The organism is Brevibacterium sp. CSND-B09 (genome assembly GCF_052906525.1).
Genome location: NZ_JBREGI010000001.1, coordinates 4075107 through 4098080 on the forward strand (window position 1 = coordinate 4075107; position 22974 = coordinate 4098080).

25 protein-coding genes and 1 tRNA gene are annotated in these 22974 nt (G+C 64.9%); 18 read left to right on the forward strand and 8 right to left on the reverse strand.

The window, feature by feature from the left end; translation table 11 throughout:
• Window positions 1–34 precede the first annotated feature (34 nt).
• Together ACU4IU_RS18170 and ACU4IU_RS18175 are read left to right on the forward strand one after the other, a co-directional pair.
• A tRNA-Leu gene (locus tag ACU4IU_RS18170) sits at window positions 35–122 on the forward strand.
• Between the two features lie 270 nt (window positions 123–392).
• Window positions 393–1700 carry a M20/M25/M40 family metallo-hydrolase gene (locus tag ACU4IU_RS18175; protein WP_139467248.1) on the forward strand — a complete coding sequence of 436 codons (1308 nt, stop codon included), beginning with the start codon at window positions 393–395 and terminating at the stop codon, window positions 1698–1700.
• Here the strand turns inward: ACU4IU_RS18175 and ACU4IU_RS18180 are convergent.
• Complete coding sequence (locus ACU4IU_RS18180; RefSeq protein WP_446657529.1) at window positions 1654–2682, reverse strand: DMT family transporter; 1029 nt, start codon at window positions 2680–2682, stop codon at window positions 1654–1656. The genes ACU4IU_RS18175 and ACU4IU_RS18180 overlap by 47 nt on opposite strands.
• Window positions 2683–2686: 4 nt before the next feature.
• Window positions 2687–2869, reverse strand: a complete 183-nt coding sequence (locus ACU4IU_RS18185) for a DUF5703 family protein (protein ID WP_139467246.1) — start codon at window positions 2867–2869, stop codon at window positions 2687–2689.
• Window positions 2870–2927: 58 nt separating this feature from the next.
• On the opposite strand from ACU4IU_RS18185, the gene ACU4IU_RS18190 reads away from it, so the two are divergent.
• Entirely contained in the window at window positions 2928–3641 is a 714-nt protein-coding gene (locus ACU4IU_RS18190) for a histidine phosphatase family protein (RefSeq protein WP_446657530.1), read from the forward strand.
• 78 nt (window positions 3642–3719) lie between these two features.
• Here the strand turns inward: ACU4IU_RS18190 and ACU4IU_RS18195 are convergent, their stop codons facing one another.
• Complete coding sequence (locus ACU4IU_RS18195; protein WP_139467244.1) at window positions 3720–4556, reverse strand: undecaprenyl-diphosphate phosphatase; 837 nt, start codon at window positions 4554–4556, stop codon at window positions 3720–3722.
• 69 nt (window positions 4557–4625) lie between these two features.
• Between ACU4IU_RS18195 and ACU4IU_RS18200 the strand changes: the two genes are divergently transcribed.
• Window positions 4626–5540 carry an aldo/keto reductase gene (locus tag ACU4IU_RS18200; RefSeq protein ID WP_446657531.1) on the forward strand — a complete coding sequence of 305 codons (915 nt, stop codon included), beginning with the start codon at window positions 4626–4628 and terminating at the stop codon, window positions 5538–5540.
• A gap of 29 nt (window positions 5541–5569) precedes the next feature.
• On the opposite strand, the gene ACU4IU_RS18205 is transcribed toward ACU4IU_RS18200, so the two are convergent.
• Entirely contained in the window at window positions 5570–5830 is a 261-nt protein-coding gene (locus ACU4IU_RS18205; RefSeq protein ID WP_025778383.1) for a hypothetical protein, read from the reverse strand.
• 57 nt (window positions 5831–5887) lie between these two features.
• Here ACU4IU_RS18205 and ACU4IU_RS18210 point away from each other — a divergent pair, with 57 nt between their 5' ends.
• From ACU4IU_RS18210 to mshC, 3 genes are read left to right on the forward strand one after another with little or no spacing between them, the layout of a single operon-like run.
• A complete protein-coding gene (locus tag ACU4IU_RS18210; protein ID WP_115614059.1) occupies window positions 5888–6451 on the forward strand; it encodes a DUF3090 family protein in 564 nt (187 codons plus the stop codon).
• 6 nt (window positions 6452–6457) lie between these two features.
• Window positions 6458–7270, forward strand: a complete 813-nt coding sequence (locus ACU4IU_RS18215) for an SCO1664 family protein (protein WP_446657532.1) — start codon at window positions 6458–6460, stop codon at window positions 7268–7270.
• A gap of 60 nt (window positions 7271–7330) precedes the next feature.
• The gene (gene mshC / locus ACU4IU_RS18220; protein ID WP_139908045.1) at window positions 7331–8590 is read left to right on the forward strand and encodes a cysteine--1-D-myo-inosityl 2-amino-2-deoxy-alpha-D-glucopyranoside ligase; all 1260 of its coding nucleotides are present in this window, start codon (window positions 7331–7333) and stop codon (window positions 8588–8590) included.
• 56 nt (window positions 8591–8646) lie between these two features.
• On the opposite strand, the gene ACU4IU_RS18225 is transcribed toward mshC, so the two are convergent.
• Window positions 8647–9477 (reverse strand): proteasome assembly chaperone family protein, encoded by an 831-nt coding sequence (locus ACU4IU_RS18225; protein WP_139908044.1) that lies wholly within the window; start codon window positions 9475–9477, stop codon window positions 8647–8649.
• 22 nt (window positions 9478–9499) lie between these two features.
• Here ACU4IU_RS18225 and ACU4IU_RS18230 point away from each other — a divergent pair, with 22 nt between their 5' ends.
• A complete protein-coding gene (locus tag ACU4IU_RS18230; RefSeq protein WP_446657533.1) occupies window positions 9500–10174 on the forward strand; it encodes an HAD family hydrolase in 675 nt (224 codons plus the stop codon).
• A 3-nt stretch (window positions 10175–10177) separates the two neighbouring features.
• Here ACU4IU_RS18230 and ACU4IU_RS18235 read toward each other — a convergent pair whose 3' ends face one another.
• Complete coding sequence (locus ACU4IU_RS18235; RefSeq protein ID WP_376905677.1) at window positions 10178–10987, reverse strand: RecB family exonuclease; 810 nt, start codon at window positions 10985–10987, stop codon at window positions 10178–10180.
• Window positions 10988–11114: 127 nt separating this feature from the next.
• Here ACU4IU_RS18235 and ACU4IU_RS18240 point away from each other — a divergent pair, with 127 nt between their 5' ends.
• Genes ACU4IU_RS18240 through arc form a run of 3 tightly spaced genes read left to right on the forward strand, consistent with a single transcriptional unit; the run spans window position 11115 to window position 15043 of the window.
• Complete coding sequence (locus tag ACU4IU_RS18240; protein WP_139467236.1) at window positions 11115–12275, forward strand: site-2 protease family protein; 1161 nt, start codon at window positions 11115–11117, stop codon at window positions 12273–12275.
• Between the two features lie 45 nt (window positions 12276–12320).
• Window positions 12321–13394, forward strand: a complete 1074-nt coding sequence (locus ACU4IU_RS18245; protein WP_446657534.1) for a tRNA (adenine-N1)-methyltransferase — start codon at window positions 12321–12323, stop codon at window positions 13392–13394.
• On the forward strand, window positions 13391–15043 hold the full coding sequence (gene arc / locus ACU4IU_RS18250) for a proteasome ATPase (protein ID WP_446657535.1): 1653 nt from the start codon (window positions 13391–13393) through the stop codon (window positions 15041–15043). Before ACU4IU_RS18245 ends, arc begins: the two co-directional genes overlap by 4 nt.
• A 102-nt stretch (window positions 15044–15145) precedes the next feature.
• Here arc and ACU4IU_RS18255 read toward each other — a convergent pair whose 3' ends face one another.
• Window positions 15146–15550 carry a DUF3054 domain-containing protein gene (locus ACU4IU_RS18255; RefSeq protein ID WP_139467233.1) on the reverse strand — a complete coding sequence of 135 codons (405 nt, stop codon included), beginning with the start codon at window positions 15548–15550 and terminating at the stop codon, window positions 15146–15148.
• A gap of 32 nt (window positions 15551–15582) precedes the next feature.
• Here ACU4IU_RS18255 and dop point away from each other — a divergent pair, with 32 nt between their 5' ends.
• The 7 genes from dop (at window position 15583) to ACU4IU_RS18290 (ending at window position 21680) form a co-directional block, all read left to right on the forward strand.
• Window positions 15583–17112 carry a depupylase/deamidase Dop gene (gene dop, locus ACU4IU_RS18260; protein WP_172169512.1) on the forward strand — a complete coding sequence of 510 codons (1530 nt, stop codon included), beginning with the start codon at window positions 15583–15585 and terminating at the stop codon, window positions 17110–17112.
• Between the two features lie 11 nt (window positions 17113–17123).
• Window positions 17124–17315 carry a ubiquitin-like protein Pup gene (locus ACU4IU_RS18265; RefSeq protein WP_025778371.1) on the forward strand — a complete coding sequence of 64 codons (192 nt, stop codon included), beginning with the start codon at window positions 17124–17126 and terminating at the stop codon, window positions 17313–17315.
• Window position 17316: 1 nt separating this feature from the next.
• A complete protein-coding gene (gene prcB / locus ACU4IU_RS18270) occupies window positions 17317–18114 on the forward strand; it encodes a proteasome subunit beta (RefSeq protein ID WP_139467231.1) in 798 nt (265 codons plus the stop codon).
• Between the two features lie 34 nt (window positions 18115–18148).
• A complete protein-coding gene (prcA, locus tag ACU4IU_RS18275; protein ID WP_139467230.1) occupies window positions 18149–18838 on the forward strand; it encodes a proteasome subunit alpha in 690 nt (229 codons plus the stop codon).
• Entirely contained in the window at window positions 18839–20242 is a 1404-nt protein-coding gene (gene pafA, locus ACU4IU_RS18280) for a Pup--protein ligase (RefSeq protein WP_139467229.1), read from the forward strand.
• A 64-nt stretch (window positions 20243–20306) separates the two neighbouring features.
• Window positions 20307–21263 (forward strand): FKBP-type peptidyl-prolyl cis-trans isomerase, encoded by a 957-nt coding sequence (locus ACU4IU_RS18285; protein ID WP_229663925.1) that lies wholly within the window; start codon window positions 20307–20309, stop codon window positions 21261–21263.
• Window positions 21264–21305: 42 nt separating this feature from the next.
• Complete coding sequence (locus ACU4IU_RS18290; protein WP_025778366.1) at window positions 21306–21680, forward strand: FKBP-type peptidyl-prolyl cis-trans isomerase; 375 nt, start codon at window positions 21306–21308, stop codon at window positions 21678–21680.
• Window positions 21681–21819: 139 nt separating this feature from the next.
• Here the strand turns inward: ACU4IU_RS18290 and ACU4IU_RS18295 are convergent, their stop codons facing one another.
• Window positions 21820–22953, reverse strand: coding sequence for a DUF3866 family protein (locus ACU4IU_RS18295; RefSeq protein WP_139467228.1), 1134 nt, complete (start codon window positions 22951–22953; stop codon window positions 21820–21822).
• Between the last annotated feature and the right edge of the window lie 21 nt (window positions 22954–22974).

Genomic DNA, 22974 nt, shown 5'->3' on the forward strand with positions numbered 1-22974 from the left:
CCGTTTCGCGCATGTAGAGTTATCTCTGTTGCCAGCGCGAGTGGCGGAATTGGTAGACGCGCTAGCTTGAGGTGCTAGTGCCCAACTTATCGGGCGTGGGGGTTCAAGTCCCCCTTCGCGCACAACGAGGAGATGGCCTCCGGATTTCGATCCGGAGGCCATCTTCGTATTCGGCAGTCGGAGTCGTCTGCGGCGGGCTTCCGAGCCATCAGCGGCGGGCTTCCGCGGGTTCAAAGATCATTCGCCCCGATCACGATCACCACATTTGAACTTCCGACCCGCGGATCGACGCCATTTCCTCGGTGAGCCGGGCTCGCGGGTGGGATACGGTGGTGACTGTCAGGCCGATCACAGCACTGCCGCGTGATCGAACCACCATCGAGGGGAGTCCCGTGTTTGATTTCAGCACCGCAGAGGACGAAGTCACCGAACTGTGCCGTCAGCTCATCCGCATCGACACACAGAACTGGGGCGGGAACAAAGCCAACCCGGAGCTGCCGGCCGCCGAACTCATCGCGTCCTGGCTCTCCGAGGTTGACCTGAAGTCCGAAATCGTCGAATCCTCCCCGGGCCGGGCCAATCTCGTCGCTCGTGTGAAGGGCTCCGATCCGGAGGCTCCGGCGCTCGTCGTCCACGGCCACACCGACGTCGTTCCGGCGGCCGCGGAGGACTGGAGCGTCGACCCCTTCGAAGGAGTCGTCAAAGACGGTCTGCTGTGGGGCCGCGGAGCGGTGGACATGAAGAACATGGACGCGATGATCGTCGCGTCCGTCCGCGCCATGCTCCGCCAGGGACTCACTCCGCGTCGGGACCTCGTGATCGCGTTCTTCGCCGACGAGGAGGCCGGAGGAAACTACGGTGCCCGCCATATGGTGCGCAACCGTCCCGAGCTGTTCTCCGGGGCCACCGAGGCGATCTCGGAGGTCGGCGGCTACTCTGTCGACGTCCGCGGCCAGCGGATCTACCTCATCCAGACGGCAGAGAAGGGGCTGGCCTGGCTCAACCTCGTCGCTCACGGCACCGCCGGACACGGATCTCAGCGCAACGACGACAACCCCGTCACGCGGCTCGCAGCCGCGATCACCCGGATCGGCAACCACCCGTGGCCCCAGGAGATCCCCCTGGCCACACGGAAACTGCTCGAAGGCGTCTCGGAGCTCACGGGAATCGAGTTCACGGCAGAGACGATTCCGCAGCTGCTCGCCGAGCTGGGTTCGGTCGAGAAGTTCGTGGCACCGACCCTGCAGAACACCTCCAACCCGTCGTTCCTCGAAGCCGGATACAAACACAATGTCATTCCCGGCACCGCGACCGCCTACGTCGACTGCCGCACTCTGCCGGGACAGCACGAGGACGTCATGCTCAAGATCAAGGAACTCGCAGGGGAGGGGATAGACATCACCGCCGAAGATGAAGGCGAGGCGCTCGAGTCACCGTTCGACACTCCGCTGGTCGCGCAGATGCAGAAGAGCCTGCTCGCCGACGACCCGAGCGCGAACGTCTTGCCCTATACGCTCTCCGGAGGCACGGACAACAAGTCGATGGCCGAGCTCGGCATCACCGGCTACGGCTTCGCTCCGCTCCAGCTGACCGGCGACCTCGACTTCCCGGCCATGTTCCACGGCGTCGACGAGAGGGTGCCGATCTCGGCGCTCAAGTTCGGGACGCGGGTCCTCGGCGACTTCCTGATGAAGGCCTGACCGCTGATTTGGGCCTGGCCGCTGAAGTTGAAGGCCCGACCGGCACCGGCAGAATCGTCACGACGATACCGATGAGCACTCCGATGGCGCTGAGCACCGTGGTCAGCGTGACATCGGAGCCGGGGATCGGCAACAGCACATCGAGGGCCAATGCCCCGACGAGGTTACCGAAGAGCGCGAACAGGCTGAGCAGCAGCACACCCAGCCTGGCTACGGTGACCGTCGTCAGGGCGATGAAGACCACCCCGAAGGCCCCGCCGAGGAGGATCCACCACTGATCCGGCGCGGTCGGGAATTCGCGCCAGGGATGTCCGGTCATGAGCAGGACGAATGTGCCGACGACGAGTGCTGCGAAGCCGACCGTGAAGTTCACCGTCGTCGCGACCACCGCCGATTCGGTGGCAGCCCGGATATGGCCGTTGAACGCCTGCTGCACACTCGTCAGTGCCCCGGAGACGAGGGGGAGCAGGGCAGTCCACAGCGGAACCCCCGACTGCAGGCGGTCACCGGCGGCGAAAGCCAGGGAAGCGAGGACGATGACGACGCCGAGGATGCGCAGGACGCCCAGACGCTGACGGCCGCCCGGCGGCAGTTCGGTGGCATCGACGATGAGCCCGCCGGTGACCTGGCCGGAGACGAACGCCATCGTGAACATGGCCACGCCGATCCGCGGAATGGTCGTGGCTTGTGCAATGACGACGAGACAGCCGCTCAAGCCCCCGAGGAGCATCCACCAGGGCAGTGCATGGTCCCGCAGCAGCGTGAAAAGACGTCGGCCTGCAGCACGGGATTTGGCCGAGACAGCCAAGGCGATGCCGACGCAGATGAGACCGACGAAGAACGAGACGAGGGCGGCGAAGACGGCATGTCCGAGCACCTGCCCGAGCAGACCGTTCGCTCGTCCCTGCAGGGACATCGCCGCTCCTGCAGTGATCGTGACGAGGCCGGCAGTGAGAACAGGAACGAGGGAAGGCGATCTCACACCATCAGCTGCTCATCGTCAACGGCATGATCTTCCGGCGCAGCCACACGGTGCGGACTCCGCCGACCGATATGCGGGTGCGGGCGAGCTCCCATTGGCCGTATTCCGCCTGGTCGTTGAGTTCCTGCAGGCTGACCGACCGCGGCACATCACGAGAGAACGAGACCTTGCGGAACTCGTATGTCATACGTGGACGCTGACGTTTCATAGCCTCACCCTAGACGATCTGGGCTAATCTTGAGGGTATGCCCGTCATCGTTCTGCTGCGGCACGGCCTCTCCAGCGCCAACGTCTCCGGAATCCTGGCCGGACGCGCACCCGGCGTGTCCCTCACCGATGAGGGAACCCGGGCACTGCGGGCCAACCTCGAACTGCTGCCGCATCGGCACTTCACCCAGTTGCTGCATTCGCCCCTGCAGCGCTGCCAACAGACCGCATCGATCGCGGCCGAAACAGCTGACTTCGATCGCATCGACGTCGACGAGGCCGTCATCGAGCTCGACTACGGCGAATGGACGGGCCGGCCACTCAAGGAACTGGGCCAGGAGCCCCTGTGGGCGACCGTAGTGAAGTCGGCGTCGCAGGCCAGGTTCCCCGGAGGGGAATCCATCACCGAGGCGGCCGAACGTTCCACAGCCCGAGTCCGTGATCTCGTGGCCCAGCTGCGTAAGGACGAACGTGCCGATGCCGAAGCCCGGGGCGATGCAGTGCCCACGGGCGGTGCCGAGAAGTCGGCACCGCCTCGGTGGGCGATGATCGTCTCCCATGGAGACATCATCAAGGCGATCATCGCCGACGCCCTGGGGATGCCGCTGGACGATTTCCAACGGCTGAGCGTCGCTCCCGGGTCGTTCACGGTCATCGACTTCTCCGGTGACAGGCCGGTGCTCGCGGCGATGTCGGTGACCGCCGCCGGACTCGCCCAATCGGCCGCCGTCGGCGGCGGCGGATTGCGCTGATCCCGGCACTCGTAAGTGAATGCCGGGATCAGATGATGCTGGAGTGTCGGACGACAGCCCAAAATGAAATGTGCGGACTCAGACTGCTGCGAGGACTCCGGTGCCGAGCAGGATGTAGAGGACGATGCCCAGGGCGACGCGGTACCAGACGAAGATGGCGAAGGACTTCGTCTCAACGTACTTGAGGAACCAGTGGATGACGACGAGACCGAGAGCGAATGAAATCACTGTGGCGAGGATCGTCGGTCCCCAGCCGAGAACCATGGCTTCACTCCGACCGAGCGTCTGCGCCACACCGTAGAGACCGGAACCGACGACGGCGGGAATGGCGAGCAGGAACGAGTAGCGAGCCGCCGCAGGACGATCGAAGCCCATGAAACGGCCGGCCATGATCGTGCCGCCCGAGCGTGACACGCCGGGAATGACGGCGAGCGCCTGCGCGAAGCCGAACAGGATGCCCTGACCCCAGTTCATGTCCTCGAGGGTGCGTTCGCGTTTCCCGGCCCAGTCGGCGATGCCGATGATGAGACCGAAGACGATGAGCATCGTCGCGGTGATCCAGAGGCTGCGCAGTGCACCCTCGATGTAGTCCTGGAAGAGCAGGCCGATGATGACGATGGGAATCGAACCGACGATGATCAGCCAACCCAGGCGCACCTCGGGGTCCCTGCGATCATGCTTGCCGACGAGTGCCTTGCACCATTTGGAGATGATTGTGACGATATCGCGCCAGAAGTAGACGACGACGGCCGCCTCGGTGCCGATCTGGATGATGGCGGTGAAGAACGCGCCCGGATCCGAACCGGGCAGCATAAGTTCGCCGACGATGCGCACATGCGCCGAGGAGGAGATCGGGAGGAACTCGGTGAGTGCCTGCACGATTCCGAGCACGGCAGCGACCAGCCAGTCGTACATACGACTCCTTGAGAATATGAGGTGGGAACGAAACCACGGTAGTCGCAGCATCGGGTAACCTCAAGAAGCATGAAGCACCAACGCCTCGGCACTACCGGTCTGGACGTCAGCGATGTGGGCCTCGGAACCTTCGAGTGGGGGCATCGGGTCGATGACCAGGTCGCCCAGCGCCTCGTCGATGAGTACAAAGACGCAGGTGGCAACCTCATCGAGCTGCCCAGCTCGGCCACGATCTCCGCCGAGGTTCTCGGACGGCTGAGACTTCCCGAAGAGATTCTGCTGCTGGCCCGGGTGGGCGTGTCCATCAGTGAACCCGGCCACATCGAGGCCGGACTCGGGCGCTCGAGAATCCTCAGCCAAGTCGATTCCCTGCTGCGCACAGTCGGTCGCGACCACCTCGACGTGCTCATCCTCGACGTCTTCGATGCCGAGGTCGACCGTGCCGAGACCGCATCGGCGGTCGAGACCCTGCTCACTCTCGGGAAGATCCGCTACGTGGGCGTGTCCCACCACACCGGTTGGCAGCTGGCGGAGATGCGCGGGGCCGGGATTCCGGTCGCGTGTGCCGTCGCAGAATACTCGCTGCTCAACCGCGAGGCCGAGTCGGAGCTCGTTCCGGCCGCCGACTATGCGGGAGTCTCAATCATCGCCGGAGCAGGACTGGGTCGCGGAGTGCTCACTGACAAGTACCGGAACGCGACTCCCCAGGATTCGCGGTTGGCGGGGGAGCTGAGCGATTACGCCGGTGCCTATCTCGATGAGCGGTCGAACCGTGTGCTTGCCGGCGTCCGTCGTGCCGCGACCGCTCTGGGTGTGTCGACATTGGACATCGCCGTGGCTTTCAACCGGCAGCACGGTATCGCGAGCACTCTGGTCTCGCCGCGCACTTCGGCACAGCTGGCCGAGGTCACCGCCAGCGAGGTCGAACTGGCGGATGAGATCGCCGAAGTGCTCGACCAGATCTCCTGGGGCCCGTCGGACTAGAGCGGCAGGTCCGACGCTCTGTCAGGCCCTCAGTCGTCCTCGTCGTCATCGTCGAGGAGGAACTCGTCATCGTCCTTGGCATCCTCGACGTCATCGAAGAGTTCGAATGGAGTGACTTCGTCGAACGCGGTGTAGATCGCGTCTTCGTAGATTTCGAAGGCATCGGCCAAAGCCATATAAGCGGCTTCGACTCGGGGGTCTTGGTCACCATTGCGGTGCGCGGATGCAGCGTAGTGCTCTCTCACTGCTTCGAGGAATGCGTCCAGGGCCTCACGAGGATCAGTGCTCATGACTCAAATGTATCCCAGGCCGGACCGTCATGTAAGTCTTTGAACTAGGCTGAAGACATGGCAGCTCTGTACGACCACCCCACACCCGATCGTTTCGTCGTCGGCACAATCGGACTCCCCGGTGAGAGGACGTTCCTCCTCCAGGCGAAGTCCGGCAACGCGCTGACGACCGTGGTCGTCGAGAAGGAGCAGGTCGAAATCCTCTCCGACCGGATCACCGAACTGCTCGATATGGTGATGATCAAGGATCCGGCCGCGCGGGTGCCGCAGACGGCGCTCGACGATCTCATCGACAACGCCGGTCTCAACGTCCCCATCGAACCGGAGTTCCGCGTCGGCACGATGAGCCTGGGGTGGGACACTGTCAAGCACGAACTCGTCATCGAATGCTTCGAACTCACCGAGGCGGATGCCCAGGCCGGAACCTCTGCCGACCCCGATGACGACGAGGTCGAACGCGAAGTCCTGCGGATCGTCCTCGACGCAGCCGCCGCGCGAGAATTCGCCCGCCGCGGAGAACAGGTCGTCAGCGCCGGACGCGGAGACTGCCCGTTCTGCTCCCTCCCGCTCGAACCCGACGGCCATCTGTGCCCCCGTGCCAACGGGATCCCGCGCGCCTGATCAGTGATGGACCACGGGATTCTCCTCGACGCGCTGGCTGCGGGGGAGTGGACGGAGATGGGATCGATCCCTCGAGCCAGCAATGACACCCGACTGCTCGTGCTCGAACACGAAGGCCGGGCGATCAAGGCCGTCTACAAGCCCATCTCGGGGGAGCGGCCCCTGCACGATTTCCCGGCACAGACATTGGCTCTGCGCGAGGTGGCGGCGTATCGACTCTCTGCCGCACTCGACCTGGGGGTCGTTCCGCCGACGGTTCTGCGCGATGATCTGCCCGCTGGCCGCGGATCCCTGCAGGCCTATGTCGAAGCCTCCGACGATGACGAAGCGGTGACGCTGTCGGCGGTCAACGCGATCCCTGTCGATCACACTCCGATCTTCGCTCTGCGCACCGAGGACGGACGTGACCTCGTGCTCTCGCACTCCGTCGACGAGAGCCTGCGTTCCATTGCCTTCTTCGACCTGCTCGCCAACAACGCCGACCGCAAAGCAGGTCATGTCATCACCGGCAGCTGTCTGCCGAGCACCGCCGCGGCCGACATCGGCGTCTTCGGCATCGACAACGGACTGACCTTCCACAATGAGGAGAAGCTGCGCACCGTTCTGTGGGGTTTCTCTCGCACCTCGTTCTGCGCCGAAGAGATCGATGCGCTTCAGGAAGTCGCCACCATGGACGAGAGGCTGCGGACGCAGCTGAGCGACTGCCTGTCGGCAGACGAGATCGAGGCTCTGAAGGGCCGGGCCGATCGGCTTCTCGCCGCCGAGTTCTTCCCAGACGCACCGGACGATCGCACCGTCATTCCCTGGCCGCCGATATGAAACCGGCATCACTTTGCTTCGGAAGTGCCGAACGCCAGCCTCTCGGTTAGGCTGGGTGCCGTGAAGTCATGGCCCGAACCTCAACTGCCCCGTCTGACCAGCACCGGCAAGGTGCCTACGGTTTTTGATACGAGCACACGCAGCCCGCGCAGGCTGCGCGGATCCAAGCAGACCGCTCGACTCTACGTCTGCGGCATCACCCCCTACGATGCGACGCACCTCGGGCACGCCTCCACCTATGTGGCCTTCGACCTGCTCAACCGGATCTGGCGTGATGCGGGACTCGAGGTCGAGTACGCACAGAACACCACTGACGTCGACGATCCGCTGCTGGAGAGGGCCGACGCCACGGGAGTCGACTGGCGCGAACTCGCCTCGTCGCAGATCGATCTCTTCCGAGAGGATATGGAAGCCCTGCGGGTGATCCCGCCGGCGAACTTCATCGGCGTCGTCGAATCCGTCGACGAGATCGCCGCCGGCGTCCGCGATCTCGTGGACAAGGGGGCCGCCTACACTCTCGACAGCGGTGACGTCTACTACCGTGTGTCGACGCAGATCACCCCACCGTTCGGCACAGTCAGCCATGACGACGCCGAGACCATGGCAGCGCTCTCGGCCGAACGCGGCGGTGACCCCGAGACTCCGGGCAAGGAGAATCCCATCGATCCGCTGCTGTGGCGGGCCGAACGCGAAGGCGAACCGTCCTGGGACGGAGGCACACTGGGCCGGGGACGACCGGGCTGGCATGTCGAATGCACTGTCATCGCCGATCGGTATCTCGGCTTCCCCGTCGACGTGCAGGGAGGCGGCAGCGACCTCATCTTCCCTCACCATGAGATGAGTGCCGCCCATGCTGCTGCCTGGCGGGACACACCCATGGCGAAGACCTATATGCACACCGGAATGGTGGGCCTCGACGGCGAGAAGATGAGCAAGTCCAAGGGCAACCTCGTCCTCGTCTCGAAGCTGCGCGAGCGCGGAGTCGACCCCATGGCCATTCGCACCGTGATCCTGTCCAACCACTACCGCAGCGACTGGAGCTTCACCGAGGAGCAGCTGTCCATCGCCGAAGCACGTCTGCAGGCATGGAAGCATGCGGCCAAATGCGAATCAGAATGTCGCCAGGGTCTGCGCGAGCACATCATCGGCCTGCTGCGCGAAGCACTCACCGATGACCTCGACAGCCCGCGGGCTCTGGGGATCCTCGACGAATGGGCCGAACACTATGCGGACTCCGAACCCTCGGAGACGGCAGCCATCACCGGCGACCGAGTCGCCGACGCCGTCGACGCCCTGCTTGGCATCCGCCTGCTCGACTGACATCGCACGACCGATGTCGACCGGCGCTCACCGCCTGACCTCCGGGAGTCGGTGATTCACTTATCGCGGCCGCGTTTGCGCAGATAGCGTTCGAACTCGGCTGCGATGGCATCCCCGCTGGCTTCGGGCAGCTCCGTCGAATCGTTCTGCTTCTCCAGTGCTTGGACGAGTTCTGCCAGCCGCGGGTTGAAGGAGACGAGTTCGTCGGCGCCGAGCTCCCATGCCCGACTCTCCTCTTCGAGCACGTGGATGTCGATTTCGATGCCGGCATAGCGTTCGACGGCCTTCGCCAACGCGAGTTCGGCTTTCGGCGACGGCGACTCGGCCAGATAGTCCGGCACTCCCACCCACAGATTGATGGCGCGGACCCCGCGCCACCGGCAGGCGACGCCGAGGAGACCGAGAATGCCGATGGGACCCTCATAGCCGTTGGCGTCGATGCCGAGCTCGGACGCAAGCTCTGCGTCCTCCGTGTTGGCCACCACCGGCAGCGGACGTGTGTGCGGAACCTCGGCATGGAGACCGCCGAGGAGGATGACGGTATCGTCGTCACCGACGTGAGCGAGGACGAGGGAGAGGAACTCCCGCCATTTCAATCCCGGTTCGTGACCGTGGATGACCGTGATCGGCTGCTCGCCGAGGAGACCTCGATGGACCGCGACACCCGGCCAGGCGATCGACGCCGTCCCGTCCTCGTCGCGAATGATCTCGGGTTCGGAGAAGCGGAATTCGTAGAACCCATCGGTGTCGAGGATCTCGGAGTCATCCAGGTGCCAGACCTCGATGAGATCCTTGACCAGTGAGCTGGCTGCTTCGGAAGCATCGGCATCCTGACCTTCGAAGGCGATGAAGACGAGTGCCCCGGACCCGGATGGAAGAATACTCATGGTTCCAGACTACGCTGGGCGTATGACGAACCATGCATCAGCCGACCTTGCCGCCGTCCTGTGGGACATGGACGGAACCCTCGTCGACACCGAGCCGTATTGGATCCGCGCCGAGACCGAACTCATGAACGCCCATGGGCTGTCCTGGTCGGAAGAGCAGGGGCTCGAATTCGTCGGCAACGAGCTCATCGTCTCCGCCCGGATGATGCGTGAGGCCGGCCTCGATCTGCCCGCTGAGGAGATCGTCGAGACCCTGATGGGCAACGTCATCGGACAGATCCGCGAATCCGTGCCCTTCCGGCCCGGTGCGCTGGAGCTGCTGGCCGAGCTCAAGGCCGAAGGCATTCCGAACGTCATGGTCACGATGTCGTACCGGCCGCTGGCCGAGGCGGTCATCGCCAATTGTCCGCCCGACAGCTTCGCCGGTCTCGTCGCCGGCGATGAGGTGACCGCCGGCAAACCGGATCCGGAGCCCTATCTGCGGGGGGCTGCGTTGCTCGACCTCGACCCGGCCGACTGTGTGGCACTGGAGGATTCGAAGCCGGGCCTGGCCAGTGCCGAGGCGGCCGGCACCATTGCGATCGGAATCCCGCATTTCATCGACCTCGAACCTCGTCCGGGGCGGATCCTGTGGAACAGTCTCGATGGCCACAGCGTCGCCGATCTGCGACGCCTCCGTGCGCAGCAGAGCGCCTGAGCTCTACGCTCCCACGATCTTCGTGATCTCCGGGGTCGGGGGAGCGGTGTTGCCCCAGGCCGGGCACAGCGGCTTGAAGGTGCACCAGTTGCACAGCGGTGACTTCTTCGGCCGCCACCGGTCCGACTCGGCCGAGGCGATGATGTCCTTCCAGATGGCATCGATCTCGAATTGGGTCTGTTCGACCTCCGCCATCGTCGGATGAGACTTCAGTACGCTGCGCGAACCCAGGTACATCAGCTGCAGAGTGTGGACGAGCTCGCCCGAGAGTCGGTAGACGACGAGAGCGTAGAAGCCCATCTGGAACTTGGCTTCTCGTCCGTACTGAGGTTTCGGCTGCTTGCCCGTCTTGTAGTCGACGAGGCGCCGCTCCCCACCCGGGGCGACGTCGACGCGGTCGATGAACCCGCGCAGCTCGAGACCGCTGTCCAGTGTGGTGCGGACGAACTTCTCCGTCTCCTCCGGTTCGAGATGCTCGGGATACTCGAGCACGAAGTAGGAATCGATGAGCCGACGCGCAGATGTGAAGAACGTCTCCTTCTCCGATTCGCCCTCGAAGATCTCGAGCACATCCGGGTCCTTCTCGACGAGCTCGTCCCACGCCGGTATGAGCATCGTCTGTGCGAGCTCCGCCGTGCGCTCGGCCGCCGGCGCGGTGAACAGCTTCTCGAGTACCGCATGGACCACCGTGCCGCGGAACGCCGCCTGAGAAGGCGGCTCCGGCAGCTTGTCGATGCTGCGGAAACGGAACTTCAGAGGGCATTGGATGAAGTCGTTGGCCCGGGAGGGCGACAAACTGGTGAGCTCGGCCATAACTCCACTGTAACGACCTGCACGGACACGACGTGGCGACCAGCGATGAGTGCGTCGTCGCTGTTAGGCTGAGTAACCGACCCTCAGTGGTCAGCTGACCACGACATCGACCGGAGGACCCCCTTCAATGGCCGCGAAAAACCACCACCCCGGTGCGTCATCGGGTCTGCGCTTGGGCACTGTCCTCGGCGCTCCGGTGATTCTGGCGTGGTCGTGGTTCCTCGCCGCCATCGTGATCACCATCCTCTTCACCCCGTGGCTCAACCAGGTCCGCCCGGATCTGGGGATCGGGGCGTGGTTCGTCGCCTTCGCCTATGCGGTGCTCCTCTTCGCGTCCGTGTTCCTCCACGAACTCGCGCACGGAGTCGCCGGCCAGTTCTACGGGCAGAAGGTCGCCGCGATCGAGCTGAACATCTGGGGCGGGTTCACCCGCTTCGAGCCGCAGATGGACAACCCGCGCGACAAAGCGGCGATGACGAGCTTCGTCATCTCCATCGTCGGCCCCATCGTCAACATCGTTCTCGCTCTGCTGGGATGGTGGTGTCTCAGCGCCGCCAGCCCCACCTCGGTGCCGTGGCTGCTGCTCATCGCCGTCACCTTCGCCAACGTCGCCCTCGGTGCGATCAACCTGCTGCCGGGCATTCCGCTCGACGGCGGCTGGGCGCTGCAGGCGATCATGTGGCGCATCACCGGTTCGCAGTTCCTCGGCACGATCGTGGCCAGCTGGGTCGGCCGGATCATCGCCGTCGGCTTCATCGGCTGGTCGGTCATTACCCCGCTGCTCCGCGGTGATCGGCCGGAACCGCTGACCGTGGCCTGGATGTCGCTCATTGCGATCATGCTGTGGTTCTCCGCAGGAGATGCCGCCACCCACGCCAAGCGGGCCCGGAAGATGGAGACCTACGATCTCTCTCAGGTCATCCAGCCCGCGATCGCCGCCACCTGGGATGCCGACCTGGCCGACACCCTCGACTATGCGAACACGCTCGGGAACGCGAAGGAACGCACCCTCATCGTCGTCCTCGACCAGAAGGGGCTGCCGTACGGTCTCGTCGACCGGCACGCCGCAGCCGGTCGCCTCGCCGAAACCCTCGAAGCGGTTCCCGCCGGCGAGGTCGCCCGCCCTCTGGCCGGGTGGATCGGAGTGCCGAAGGACATCACGGCCCCGCACCTGCTCGAATCGCTCACCCACCGCCCCAAGGCGCAGTTCAGCCTGGTCATGGACGGCAACACCCTGGTCGGAGTCATCGACCTGCAGGAATTCTTCGACGAACTCCTGGCAGCCTGAGCCGGTTGTGTGAGGCAATCCTCACCAGCGTAGAGTGGACTCATCATGACTCAGCCACTGCATTCCCGGCCCCCGCGCGTTCTGAGCCGCGGAGAGAAGGTCCAGCTCACCGACCCCAAGGGGCGGATGCACACCTTCGTGCTCGCCCAGGGTGAGCACTTCCACACGAACAAGGGCCTCATCAGCCACGACGACATCATCGGGCGCACAGAAGGAATCATCGTCGCGAACACCGGGGGAGTCGACTTCCAGGTCTTCCGCCCGCGCTACGAGGACTTCGTGCTCTCCATGCCCCGCGGCGCCGCAGTCGTCTACCCGAAGGATTCGGGACTCATCGTCACCCTCGGCGATATCTTCCCCGGCGCCACCGTGGTCGAAGCCGGCGTCGGATCCGGAGCCCTGTCGATGGCGCTGCTGCGCGCCGTGGGCGCGACGGGATCCGTGCACTCGTTCGAACTGCGTGAGGAATTCGCCACGATCGCGGCCGGAAACATCGCCGACTTCTTCGACGGCGAACCGGACAACTGGTCCGTCACCGTGGGCGACCTCGCCGATACTCTGCCGCAGACCTTCGGGCCCGGCAGCGTCGACCGCGTCGTCCTCGACATGCTCACCCCCTGGAACACGCTCGAGGCCGTCAGCGAAGCCCTGACACCCGGTGGAATCGTCATCGCGTATGTTGCCACCGTCCCGCAGCTCTCACGCTTCGTCGAAGCCCTGCGCGCTTCCGGCAAGTTCGCCGAACCCGAGTCCATGGAGGCCATGGTCCGCGGCTGGCACGTCGACGGACTCGCCGTCCGGCCGGACCACCGGATGATCGCCCACACCGGGTTCCTCATCATGGCCCGCCGAATGGCCGACGGCATCAGTCCGCTGGAGAAGAAGAAACGCCCCCAGGGAGCCACCGCGGCCGCGGAGGATGTGGCGGCGTGGACGGAGCCCGAAGTCACCGAGGCGGCGATCGGCACCCGCACTGCGCACGGCAAGAAGCTGCGCCGGGTGATGCGAGATGCCGGCAGACGCCTGCGCACCGAGCCCGAGGGCTCCGCAGATGCGCAGCCCACAGATGTCACAGACAGCCCGACCAGCACCAGCACAGGGCCGAAGGAGGATCGATGACAGAGACCACGACCGAAGTGAAGAAGCTGCGCGAGGACACCGCGTCCCTGCGCCAGCAGCTCTACACAGCGGGCAAACGCAATGAAGCACTGTCGAAGACTCTGCGCACGGCCCGTGATGAGCTGAACCGGATCAAGGAAGAGGCTCGGCGCCTGACCGAGCCGCCGAACAACTGGGGCACACTCATCGCGCTCGGCGAGAACGCAGTGACGGCCGATGTCATCGTCGGCGGACGACGCATGCGCGTGGCCGTCGCCCCCGAAATCGAACCCGAGACGCTGCAAGCCGGAGCCGATGTGCTCCTGTCCGAAGGCCTCGTCATCATCGGCACCGGCGAGTTCCCACCCGTGGGATCGGTCGTCAACGTCCGTGAGTTCGTCGACTCCCAGCGCATCCTCGTCGGAGCTCCCGGCGATGACGAGCAGGTCTTCACCCTGGCCGCCGGCCTCGTCGACGCAGGACTGCGCGTCGGCGATGCCGTCGTCGTCGACACCCGGACCCATTACGCGCTGCAGGTCGTCGAGAAGCCCGAGGTCTCCTCGCTGCTGCTCGAAGAAGTCCCCGACATCACCTACCAGGACATCGGCGGGCTGGCCGACCAGATCGAACAGATCAAGGATGCCGTCGAACTGCCCTTCGAACATCCCGAGCTCTACACCGAACACGGACTCAAACCGCCCAAGGGCATTCTGCTCTATGGCCCTCCCGGCTGCGGAAAGACGCTCATCGCGAAGGCCGTGGCGAACTCCCTGGCCGACCGCACCGGCAAGGTGCGCACGAGCAAGACCTACTTCCTCAACATCAAAGGTCCGGAGCTGCTCGACAAGTACGTCGGCGAGACCGAACGTCAGCTGCGCCTGATCTTCGCCCGGGCACGCGAGAAGGCTTCGGCAGGATTCCCCGTCGTGGTGTTCTTCGACGAGATGGAATCACTGTTCCGCACCCGCGGCACCGGCAAGTCATCGGACGTGGAGACGACGATCGTGCCGCAGCTGCTCACTGAGATCGACGGAGTCGAACAGCTCGACAACGTCATCGTCATCGGCGCCTCGAACCGTGAAGACCTCATCGACCCCGCGATCCTGCGCCCCGGCCGACTCGATGTGAAGATCCGCATCGAACGTCCCGACGCCGACGCGGCCCGTGACATCTTCGAGAAGTACCTCACCGCGGAGCTGCCCCTGCACTCGAGCGTGCTCGCCGGTCACGACACCCCCGCCGAGGCGGTCTCGGCACTCATCGACAGCTGTGTCGAACGGATGTTCGCAGAGACTCCGGAGAACGAATTCGTCGAGGTCAGCTACGCCGACGGGTCGAAGGAAATCCTCCACTTCTCGGCCTTCGCCTCCGGCGCGATGATCCACAACATCGTCGACCGTGCGAAGAAGGCGGCAATCAAATCGCTGCTCGACACCGGCGAGCGCGGCCTGCGCCCCGGCCACTTCGAGGATGCGATCGCCGAAGAGTTCAGCGAACACGAAGACCTGCCGAACACGACGAACCCCGACGAATGGGCACGGATCTCCGGGCGCAAGGGCGAAAGGGTCACTCATCTGCGGATGATGCACCTCGACACGACAAGGGGCGCCCCGACCGTGCCGTACGAGACCGACATCGCCGAGGTTCGGCCCAACTCGGACCTCGTCTGAGCCGGATCCGGTAAGAACGACGAGCCCGCCGACTCCGTCAGCTGACGGAAGCGGCGGGCTCGACTCGTTGCCGGCCGTGCACAGGGCCGAAGGGGAAGATGCTCAACGACTGCGCTTGCGGCGGCCCGAACCCCCGGAGACGGCCGTGGCGATGAGACGCCAACCGACCAGAGTGATGAGGTTGAGCGACGTCGCGACGATCATGAAGCTCACCGGCACCGACCCCGGATCGCCGCCGGCTCCGGTGACCCCGCGCAGGACGAGTCCGACGAGGACGGTGATCGCCCAGACCCCGGTTCCCGTGGCCAGCGGAGCGATCGGCCGATCCCAGACGGCCGTGAGCAGCCAGGCGATGACGAGGGCTGCGACGAACGGCCACGCTGTGGTCATCAGCCCCTGCGGATCGAAATTGTGAGAATGTGTGTAATGACCGACGATCGTGAACAGAACCACGAGGATGAGGTCGACGATCAGTGCGATGGGGAGATGAGATTTCTTCGTTGCCACGTCCCCGAGTCTAGACCTTGGAGGAGAATCAGATGCTCAGAGTCAGGCGCGTCATGGGAGCCGAGACGGAGTTCGGCCTCAGCCAGCCGGGCAATCCGCGAGCGAACCCGATGCGGGACTCGGCGCGTGTCGTCGACGCCTATGCCGGACCGCGCGGACTGAAATCGTCCCAGAACTTCTGGGACTTCGCCACGGAGTCTCCATTGGCCGACGCCCGCGGCTTCTTCATGAACATCGCCGACGCCGACTCCTCGCAGCTGACCCATATCCCGCAGGACGACCTCGAAGCCCAGTACCTGGCGAACGTCGTCACGGAGAACGGCGCCCGCTACTACGTCGACCACGCTCATCCCGAGTACTCGTCCCCGGAAGTCCTCACTCCACGCGATATCGTCACCTTCGACCGGGCCGGCGACCTCGTCGCCCTCGAATCGGTGCGGACCCTCGAGAAGAGCGCGGAACCGGTGAATCTGTACAAGAACAACACGGACTCCAAGGGAGCCTCCTACGGCACCCATGAGAACTACCTCGTCGACCGGTCCACGGACTTCGACGACATCGTCGCGGGCCTCGTCCCGTTCTTCGTCACCCGGCAGATCCTGTGCGGATCCGGACGGGTCGGCATCGGTCGCGAAGGCGAGGGCAAGGGCTTCCAGATCTCGTCCCGCGCCGACTTCTTCGAAGCCGAAGTGGGGCTCGAGACCACCCTGCGCCGTCCCATCGTCAACACCCGGGACGAACCACATGCCGATCCCGCGAAATACCGCCGGCTGCACGTGATCATCGGCGACGCCACCCTGGCGGAGCCTGCGACGTTCGTCCGCTTCGGTTCGACCTCCCTCGTCCTCGGACTCATCGAGGCCGGGCTGGCACCGCAGATCGAACTCGCAGATGCCCTGCAGGCACTGTGGGACGTCAGCCACGACCTCACCCTCAGGGCTCCGCTGGCGCTGAGCGACGGTACGACGACAACGGCATTGGAGATTCAAGAAGCCTTCTACTCTGCGTGCCTCGAACACGCCGATGCCGAGGATGCCGAAACTGCCGAGGTGCTCGCCGAATGGCGCCGATTCCTCGATGGGCTCTCGACCGACCCGACGACCCTGGCCGACTCCATCGACTGGGTCGCCAAATGGGTGCTGCTCGAGAGCTACCGTTCTCGTGAGGGAATCGACTGGGACCATCCGAAGCTGGCCCTCATCGACGTCCAGTACCACGATGTGCGCCCGGAGAAGGGACTGTTCCACAAGCTCGAACGAGCCGGCCGCATCCGTCGGATGACCACCGACGCCGAGGTCGAAGCCGCCGTGGTCAACGCACCCGACGGGACCCGCGCGTTCCTGCGCTCCGTGGCGGTCAGCCGCCTCGGCGAGGATCTGGTCGCCGCCAGCTGGGACTCGCTCGTGGTCAACGCGGGAGCCCTCGGTGTGGTGCGTCTGCCCATGCACGAACCGCTCAAAGGCACCCGTGAGCTGCTTGCCGATCGGGTGGAGGGAATCGAAACCGCCGAGGGCCTGCTCAAGGCACTCGGAGTGGATAGACTGAGTTCGAAGAACGACTGAAGGAGTGTGAGATGAGCTCGCAGGAACAGGTCCAGAGAGACAAATCGTCCGGTGGGGGAGACGCCCCCGTCGATCCGCCGGAGGCCGTGCAGGGACAGATCAACACTCAGAACGTCGATTCCATCCTCGACGAGATCGACGGTGTGCTCGAGTCGAACGCGGAGGAGTTCGTCAAGAACTTCGTGCAGAAGGGCGGCCAATGAGATGGCAGGATTCCCTCCTGCATTCTTGAGTTCGACGAGCAATTCGTTCGTCGAACTCGCCCGCTCCTCGGCGCCTGAAGCGCTGCCGCACCCCGGTGTGCGGGATCTGGCCGAACAGTCCCCGGAGGGCACGACGATCATCTGCTTCCGCACCGCCTCGGGCATCCTCATGGCCGGTGACCGGAGAGCGACGATCGGCAACCTCATCGCCTCGCACTCGATGGAGAAGGTCAAAGCCGCCGACGACTACTCCGTCATCGGCATCGCCGGCACCGCCGGGGTCGCACTCGACCTCATCCGGCTCTTCCAACTCGAACTCGAACACTACGAGAAGATCGAAGGCGCCCGTCTCTCGCTCAACGGCAAAGCCAACCGCTTGGCTGCGATGCTGCGCGGAAACCTCGGGCTGGCGATGCAGGGACTCACCGTCGTCCCGCTGTTCGCCGGAGTCGACGTATCCAGACCGCAGGGTCAGATCTTCAGCTTCGACGTCACCGGCGGAAAGTACGAAGAGCACCGATTCCATTCCATCGGCTCCGGTTCCGGTTTCGCCCGCGGGGCGCTGAAGAAGCTGTGGCGGGCCGACCTCGACCACGAGCAGGCGATTGGGGTTGCCGTCGAAGCCCTCTTCGACGCCTCCGACGACGACTCGGCGACGGGCGGACCGGATTTCGTCCGGCAGATCGCCCCGACGATCTTCACCGTCGACCTCGAGAACGGGGTCACCGAGGTCGATTCGGCCTCCGTCTTGGACACCGCCACCGAGGTCGTCGCCCGCCGCACGGCCACCGCCCGGTGATGACTGCGGCACCGTTACCGCGAAAGGACCGTCGATGAGTCAGGCACCGTTCTACGTCTCACCCGAACAGCTGATGAAGGACCGGGCCGACTTCGCCCGCAAGGGCATCGCCCGCGGCCGATCCGTCGTCGTCATGCGCTTCGACACAGGCATCCTGCTGCTGGCGGAGAACCCGTCACCGACGCTGCACAAGATCGCTGAGATCTACGACCGCATCGGCTTCGCCGCCGTCGGCAAGTACAACGAATTCGAGACCCTGCGCCAAGCCGGAGTCCGCTACGCCGACCTGCGCGGATACTCCTACGACCGCACCGACGTCACCGCTCGCGGACTGACGAACGCGTACGCACAGACGCTGGCCGGCGTCTTCACCACCGAGTCGAAGCCGTTCGAGGTCGAACTCGTCGTCGCCGAACTCGGACTCACACCGGAGACCGACCAGCTCTACCGGCTCAGCTACGACGGATCCGTCATCGACGAGACCGAACATGTGGCCATCGGCGGTCAGGCCGATGCGATCACGGCATCCCTGGCCGGGGTGCGCAGCTCACAGATGACTCTGCGCGAAGTATTCAACCACGGTGTGACCGCACTGGGAGCCGCGACCCAGGCGATCCTGGCCACCGACGCACTCGAGGCAGCCGTCCTCGACCGCACGACGACGAAGCAGCGGACCTTCCGCCGCCTCGACGACGCGGCGATGAGCGCACTGCGGGAGGACTGAATGGCACGCATCTACGGGCTCGAAACCGAATACGGACTCGCCCACACCGCCGACCCCGACGGACGTCGCATCGGCCCCGAGGAGATCGCCCGGTATCTCTTCCGTCCTGTCGTCGAATGGGGCCGGTCGTCGAACGTGTTCCTGCCCAACGGGTCGCGCCTCTACCTCGACGTCGGATCCCATCCGGAGTATGCGACCGCCGAATGCGATGATCTCGGGGACCTGCTCTCCCAGGACCGAGCCGGCGAAGGTCTGATGATCGACCTGCTGGACAAGGCCCAAACCGCGCTAGAAGTCGATGGCATCGGCGGACGCGTGCACATGGTCAAGAACAATACGGACGCGGCAGGCAACTCCTACGGGTCCCACGAGAACTTCCTCATCCGCCGTACCCTCGACTTCAACCGGCTGACCACGGTCCTGCTGCCCTTCCTCGTCTCGCGTCAGCTGCTCGTCGGTGCCGGAGCCGTGATCCCGCGCCGTTCGGCCTTCACCCCCGATGAGGAAGCCGACCGCTCGGAGATGATGTTCGGCCTCTCAGCTCGGTCCGACGTCATGTGGGAAGGACTGTCATCGGCGACGACACGGTCGCGTCCGATCATCAACGCCCGCGACGAACCGCACGCCGATGCGGAGAAGTACCGGCGGCTGCACGTCATCGTCGGTGATTCCTCGATGTCGACGGCCACCTCGGCGCTGAAGATCGGATCCGCAGTCCTCATGCTCGACCTCATCGAACAGGGCGCACGGATCCCGGAGAACGGGCTGCGCCACCCGGTGCGCGATATCAGGCTCGTCGCCCGTGATCTCACGGGACGGGTCGTGCTCGAACGCACCGACGGAACCACGACGACTCCGCTGGGACTGCTCGGCGACTACCGGGATCGGGCACAGCGGATCGTGGAGTCCGGGGAGCACAGCCTCGGCGATGATGATCTGGCCCACTACGTCATCGACCTGTGGACGCGGATGCTCACCGCCGTCGAATCGCAGGACTTCTCGACCGTGGACACGGAGATCGACTGGGTGATGAAACGCACCCTCATCGAACGGTCGCTGCAGCGCGGAATCACGGATATCGCCGATCCGCGCATCCACCGACTCGACATCGCCTTCCACGACATCACGCCCGCGACGGGGCTGTTTCCCAAGCTCGAGGCCGCGGGAATGGCGAAGAGTCTCGTCCCCGCCGAGGCAGCCGAACGATCGAAGGACGTACCGCCAGCGAGCACACGGGCGGCGATCCGCGGCGAATTCGTCCGCGCAGCCCATGCGGCCCGTCGCGACTACACCGTCGACTGGGTGCACCTGCGCCTCAACGACGAATCCGGTCGAGCCGTCGCACTCAAGGACCCGTTCGCCACGACTCACCCGCAGGCGGAAACACTCATCGCGGGCCTGTAAGATCGCCCTGTGATTCGGTCGAGCCCCTACCCGGGCGCGGCCTCGGCGTGACGAAAGGAAACCAGTGCGCACCAAAGTGCTCAGCGCCATCGCGGCGGGCCTGTTGCTGCTCTCGGCCTGCGGGCAGGGTGATGAGTCAGAGGACTCGACCACGCCTCCGCCGTCGGTGGCCGCTCAGGACGCGAAGTCGACCAGCCTCGACGACATCACCGTCGACGGCAAGATGGGGAAGAAGCCCAAGGTCAGCTTCGAAGCACCGCTGGTCATGGACAAGACCGAGAAGAAGGTGCTCAAAGAGGGCACCGGCGACAAGGTCGCCGACGGCGAGCAGGTCACGGCACAGATGACGCTGGTCTCCGGGACGACCGGCAAGACCGTCGAATCCAGCTACGATTCGGACTCCGCCGCCGGATTCCCCATGGACAAGTCCCAGATCTCCGAAGACCTCTACAACGCACTCATCGACGTCAAGGTCGGTTCCCGCGTGATGATGTCGCTCAACGGCAGCGCCCAGCAGGGGGAGGCGTCGCAGACGCTCGTCTACGTCATCGACATCGAGGACACGAAGAAGCCGCTGACTCGCGCCGAGGGGAAGAAGGCCGATCAGTCGGACAACCCTGTGACCGTGAAGTGGGGCGACGACGGCGCCCCATCGATCTCGAAGCCGAAGGGCAAGAAGCCGACCGAGCTCGAGTCGTACACGACGATCGAAGGCAAAGGCGACGAGGTCAAGAAGGGCCAGAGCGTCGCCGTGAAGTACTCCGGCTGGCTCTGGGACGACACATCGAAGACCTTCGACTCGAACTGGAAGAAGGACGGACAGCCCTTCGTCGTCGCCCCGGTCGGCGAGGCCCAGGTCATCGACGGCTGGAACGAGGGGCTCGTCGGCAAGAAGGTCGGCGACCAGGTCGTCCTCGTCGTCCCGCCGGACAAGGGGTATGGCAAACAGGGCAGCGAACCGTCCATCCCAGGTGATGCGACCCTGATCTTCGTCGTCGACATCCTCTCGGCCCAGGGCTGAGAACGTCCGATATCTCAACAGAACCGACACCAGGAGGAACACATGAGCAAGCAGAAGCCCGAAGTCGATTTCCCCGGCGGGGACGCCCCGACCGAGCTCATCATCACCGATGATGTGATCGGCACCGGCGCCGAGGCGGGACCCGGCGACACCGTGAGCGTGCACTACGTCGGAGTCGCCCATTCCACGGGCGAGGAATTCGACGCCTCGTACAACCGCGGCACCCCGCTGGAGTTCCGCCTCGGATCCGGAATGGTCATCTCCGGCTGGGACCAGGGCATCCAGGGCATGAAGGTCGGCGGACGCCGCACCCTGCAGATCCCACCGCACCTGGCGTACGGCGATCAGGGCGCAGGCGGAGTCATCCAACCCGGAGAGTCGCTGATCTTCGTCTGCGACCTCGAGAACGTGCGCTGAGACTCAGCCGGATCATCAGCACACGCTGATCCTGACTGAGACGGCTGTGGCCGGGTTCTTCGGAACCCGGCCACATCTGTCTTCGCCGACGCGGAGGGGGATTCTGAGGAGATCAGGCGCTGACCTGTGTTCGACGCGGTCAGCGGCGCGCGAGCCCGGCGGCGCAGCGTCCAGCGGCGGCCGCTGCGAGGAACGACGCAGCATCGGCGGGCAGCTTCCTGCCCATTGTCGACAGACCCACAGGTGAGGTGCGCAGCGCTTCCCACAGCCCCATCAGATCGATGTCGACGAGATCATGCTTCCGGAGTCGATGCAGCTGCTCGGCCACAGTTTCGGCGACGACACCGGGATCCGGGTCCATCTCGGCTCGTTCCGCCTCGGTGAGGGTGGAGAAATCGGGCACCGGTACGGTCATCCCCGGTCGTGCGATCTCACTCAAGGGCGTCAGCGAATGATGGGAGATACCGAAATGGCGGCCGCGGGCATCGGCGTTCGACATCCGCAGCAGACCGATCGGATGCCCGCCGAGCAGAGCGGCGGCATTGAGGTGCTCTCCGGTGACCAGTCCCGAATAGCCGTACTTCGTGCCGGTGCCCAGGTTCCCTGGCCCCTGAGCGACGATGGTGATATCGGCACCCATCACGTGTTTGGCCGCGAGCAGTCCCGTGTGGATGGTCACCGCTTCGAGATCTCCGCCCCAGGCCTGACCTGTGCTGATCACGCCCTGAAGCCAGCCGGCGTCCTTGAGTCCGGCGACGGCCTGAGAGAACGGGGCCGGCAGAGCCGCACCATCACTGAGCACATAAGCCACCGACAACGACGGGTCGACGGCGCGAATGCCGGCAAGTACCGCGGGCAGAGCCGAATGCAGATCGGCCACGACCACCGGCATGCCACCGAGGCTGTCCGCCTCGGCGAGGGTGGAATGATGCTGCGACTCCTGATCGTCGACGCCGAGGACCATCGTCTGCAACGGCGAATAGCGGTCCTTGACCAGATGACCGGGGCCGTCCGGGGGATCTGCCGGCAGCGCATCGGGTAGGGCGACGATGAGACCGAAGCCACCGGTGCCCAGGCGCTTCGCAAGAGCCGAGACATTGACGATGACGGTGTCCCGGTTCTGCGGTTGCCCGACGGCATCGGTGTAGGCGACCGCTCGGATGGATCTCACATCGGTGCCGGGCACGGCCTCGTCCAGTTCGACCTCGACCTCTGTGTATCCTGGCCGGGTGGAGCGAATCGCTGCGACGATTCCTTTGCGCCAATGAATCATGGTCCCAAGACTATCGCCCGG

Bases quoted from the DNA above. Each gene is read 5' to 3' on its own strand.
- ACU4IU_RS18295 (WP_139467228.1), bottom strand. From the start codon at position 22,953: ATGATTCATTGGCGCAAAGGAATCGTCGCAGCGATTCGCTCCACCCGG.
- ACU4IU_RS18290 (WP_025778366.1), top strand. From the start codon at position 21,306: ATGAGCAAGCAGAAGCCCGAAGTCGATTTCCCCGGCGGGGACGCCCCG.
- ACU4IU_RS18215 (WP_446657532.1), top strand. From the start codon at position 6,458: ATGGACCACGGGATTCTCCTCGACGCGCTGGCTGCGGGGGAGTGGACG.
- pafA (WP_139467229.1), top strand. From the start codon at position 18,839: ATGGCACGCATCTACGGGCTCGAAACCGAATACGGACTCGCCCACACC.
- ACU4IU_RS18225 (WP_139908044.1), bottom strand. From the start codon at position 9,477: ATGAGTATTCTTCCATCCGGGTCCGGGGCACTCGTCTTCATCGCCTTC.
- ACU4IU_RS18265 (WP_025778371.1), top strand. From the start codon at position 17,124: ATGAGCTCGCAGGAACAGGTCCAGAGAGACAAATCGTCCGGTGGGGGA.
- ACU4IU_RS18240 (WP_139467236.1), top strand. From the start codon at position 11,115: ATGGCCGCGAAAAACCACCACCCCGGTGCGTCATCGGGTCTGCGCTTG.
- ACU4IU_RS18235 (WP_376905677.1), bottom strand. From the start codon at position 10,987: ATGGCCGAGCTCACCAGTTTGTCGCCCTCCCGGGCCAACGACTTCATC.
- dop (WP_172169512.1), top strand. From the start codon at position 15,583: ATGCTCAGAGTCAGGCGCGTCATGGGAGCCGAGACGGAGTTCGGCCTC.
- prcB (WP_139467231.1), top strand. From the start codon at position 17,317: ATGGCAGGATTCCCTCCTGCATTCTTGAGTTCGACGAGCAATTCGTTC.
- ACU4IU_RS18195 (WP_139467244.1), bottom strand. From the start codon at position 4,556: ATGTACGACTGGCTGGTCGCTGCCGTGCTCGGAATCGTGCAGGCACTC.
- arc (WP_446657535.1), top strand. From the start codon at position 13,391: ATGACAGAGACCACGACCGAAGTGAAGAAGCTGCGCGAGGACACCGCG.
- ACU4IU_RS18205 (WP_025778383.1), bottom strand. From the start codon at position 5,830: ATGAGCACTGATCCTCGTGAGGCCCTGGACGCATTCCTCGAAGCAGTG.
- ACU4IU_RS18245 (WP_446657534.1), top strand. From the start codon at position 12,321: ATGACTCAGCCACTGCATTCCCGGCCCCCGCGCGTTCTGAGCCGCGGA.
- ACU4IU_RS18185 (WP_139467246.1), bottom strand. From the start codon at position 2,869: ATGACATACGAGTTCCGCAAGGTCTCGTTCTCTCGTGATGTGCCGCGG.
- prcA (WP_139467230.1), top strand. From the start codon at position 18,149: ATGAGTCAGGCACCGTTCTACGTCTCACCCGAACAGCTGATGAAGGAC.
- ACU4IU_RS18230 (WP_446657533.1), top strand. From the start codon at position 9,500: ATGACGAACCATGCATCAGCCGACCTTGCCGCCGTCCTGTGGGACATG.
- ACU4IU_RS18210 (WP_115614059.1), top strand. From the start codon at position 5,888: ATGGCAGCTCTGTACGACCACCCCACACCCGATCGTTTCGTCGTCGGC.
- ACU4IU_RS18190 (WP_446657530.1), top strand. From the start codon at position 2,928: ATGCCCGTCATCGTTCTGCTGCGGCACGGCCTCTCCAGCGCCAACGTC.
- ACU4IU_RS18200 (WP_446657531.1), top strand. From the start codon at position 4,626: ATGAAGCACCAACGCCTCGGCACTACCGGTCTGGACGTCAGCGATGTG.